Source organism: Bradyrhizobium sp. CCBAU 11386, from assembly GCF_028128955.1.
Taxonomy (GTDB): domain Bacteria; phylum Pseudomonadota; class Alphaproteobacteria; order Rhizobiales; family Xanthobacteraceae; genus Bradyrhizobium.
Map to the genome: position 1 here is coordinate 1 of NZ_LBKA01000110.1, position 1,769 is coordinate 1,769.

The following is a 1,769-nucleotide window of genomic DNA, read 5'->3' on the forward strand; positions in this document are numbered from 1 at the left end:
TCGGCGGCGCTGGTCGGGCTGATGATCTTGAGGCCCGGCACGTTCATGAAGAACGTGTAAGGTCGGTCAGCATGCTGGGCTGCTACCGACTTCATCGAGTACATACAGGAACGAACCACGATTGGAACGTCGATCTGTCCTCCTGTCATGTATCGCAGTTTCGAGGCCTGATTAATGATCTGATCCGAAGCCAGATAAACGAAGCTCGCAATTGTAAGGTCTATGATCGGGCGCAACCCGTTGATGGCGGCGCCGATCCCAACGCCGGTAAAACTGCCTTCCGAGATCGGCGTGTGCCAAATTCTATTTTTTCCGAATCGCTCGACGAGTTTGCCGCCGCCATATACCGAAATGTCCTCTCCCATGAGGATGACGCGCTCATCACACTCCATTTCCTCTATCTGCGCCCGCATGATGGCCTCAAGATAGGTCATCTGAACGTACGTGCAGGGCGCCGCGGCAGGTTTTTGGATATGAGTTTGCATATCGACTAATTCCTCTCCGGCCCGTCAATCGAGCTGTAGTGACCTTCCAGCGGCGAGTTGAACATGTAGTCTGGCAAAGTGTCCGGCTGAGGCAGCGGGCTGGATAAGGCAAATTGCACAGCCCGCTCGACGGCTTTGGCGACTTCCTCTTCGATTGCTGCCAAGCTACTTTCATTGACGCCGTGTTCGAGCAACTTAACGCGATAAAGCGCGATCGGATCTCGGTCGCGCTTGTAGCGCTCGACTTCGTCAACCGACCGGTAGGGCGGTCCCGAAATCACCATGCCGAAACTGTGCTCATCGAACCGATAAGTGTCAGCTACTATGAGAGTAGGCCCGTCGCCCGCGCGCGCTCGCGCGACAGCCTGCGCTGCGACTTCATAGACGGCGCTCACATCCTGCCCGTCAACCGTAACGCCTGGCATGCCGTAGCCCGCAGCCCGCAACGCGATGTTTGATTGTCCGTGGCTTTGCGCAACCGAGGTAGAAATTGCATAGCCATTGTTCTCGCAAAAGTAGATGACCGGCAGCTTCCATAGCGACGCCATGTTGAGGCTCTCATGGAATGTGCCCTGGTTCACCGCTCCATCGCCGAAGAAGCAAAGAGTAACCTGAGCGTCGCCCCGCACCTTAGCGCTGAACGCGCACCCTGTGGCAAGAGGAATACCCCCTCCGACGATAGCCGATTCGCTAATGATCCCGACCGATCTGTCTGCAAGGTGCATCGAACCGCCGCGCCCCTTGCAAATGCCGCCCTCCTTGCCCATCAGCTCAGCCATGAGCGCGTCCAGGTGCGCTCCCTTCCCGATCGGATGGCCATGCGAACGATGCGTTCCAGTCATGGCGTCATGGTCCCGAAGGGCGAGACACGCGCCCACGATAGCAGCCTCCTGCCCCACACTCAGGTGGAAGGACCCCGGGATCTTGCCAGCTTTGAACTGTCGCGCACCCTCTTCTTCGAATCGACGGATGCGCAGCATCCGCCGATAAGCCTCAAGTTTCTGATCACCGCTGAACTGCATGATCCAAAGTTGCTCCAACATCCATATCAAAGATAGGCAGCTCGCCAAGGTAGGCAGCCGCAGTGGGCATGGACCAAGAAGCCGGCAAGAGCCTTTTAGCCCTCTTGATGCTGGACCACTCAGTGAATGTAGCGCAGCCAATTAGGTAAAATTCGCGCGAATGGCGTCCTGTTACGCAGGAATTCGGCGTTTGCTCGCCATCTGCGCATATCACTGACATACTTGGGTGGAATTGAGCAATTCCTCACAGAGCGTGAGCAAT

The 1,769-nt window shown here is 56.7% G+C and carries 1 protein-coding gene and 1 pseudogene; both read right to left on the minus strand.

All coding sequences use genetic code 11. The annotated features are described in order from the left end of the window. Positions 1-485: pseudogene (locus XI09_RS08690) on the minus strand (alpha-ketoacid dehydrogenase subunit beta); the annotation flags it as partial. A gap of 5 nt (positions 486-490) precedes the next feature. Continuing rightward, positions 491-1,507: a thiamine pyrophosphate-dependent dehydrogenase E1 component subunit alpha gene (locus XI09_RS08695; RefSeq protein WP_271566474.1), complete on the minus strand. Its 1,017-nt coding sequence runs from the start codon at positions 1,505-1,507 to the stop codon at positions 491-493. Positions 1,508-1,769 lie beyond the last annotated feature (262 nt).

Coding starts and splice junctions, on each gene's coding strand:
- XI09_RS08695 (WP_271566474.1), bottom strand. CDS start 1,507: ATGCAGTTCAGCGGTGATCAGAAACTTGAGGCTTATCGGCGGATGCTG.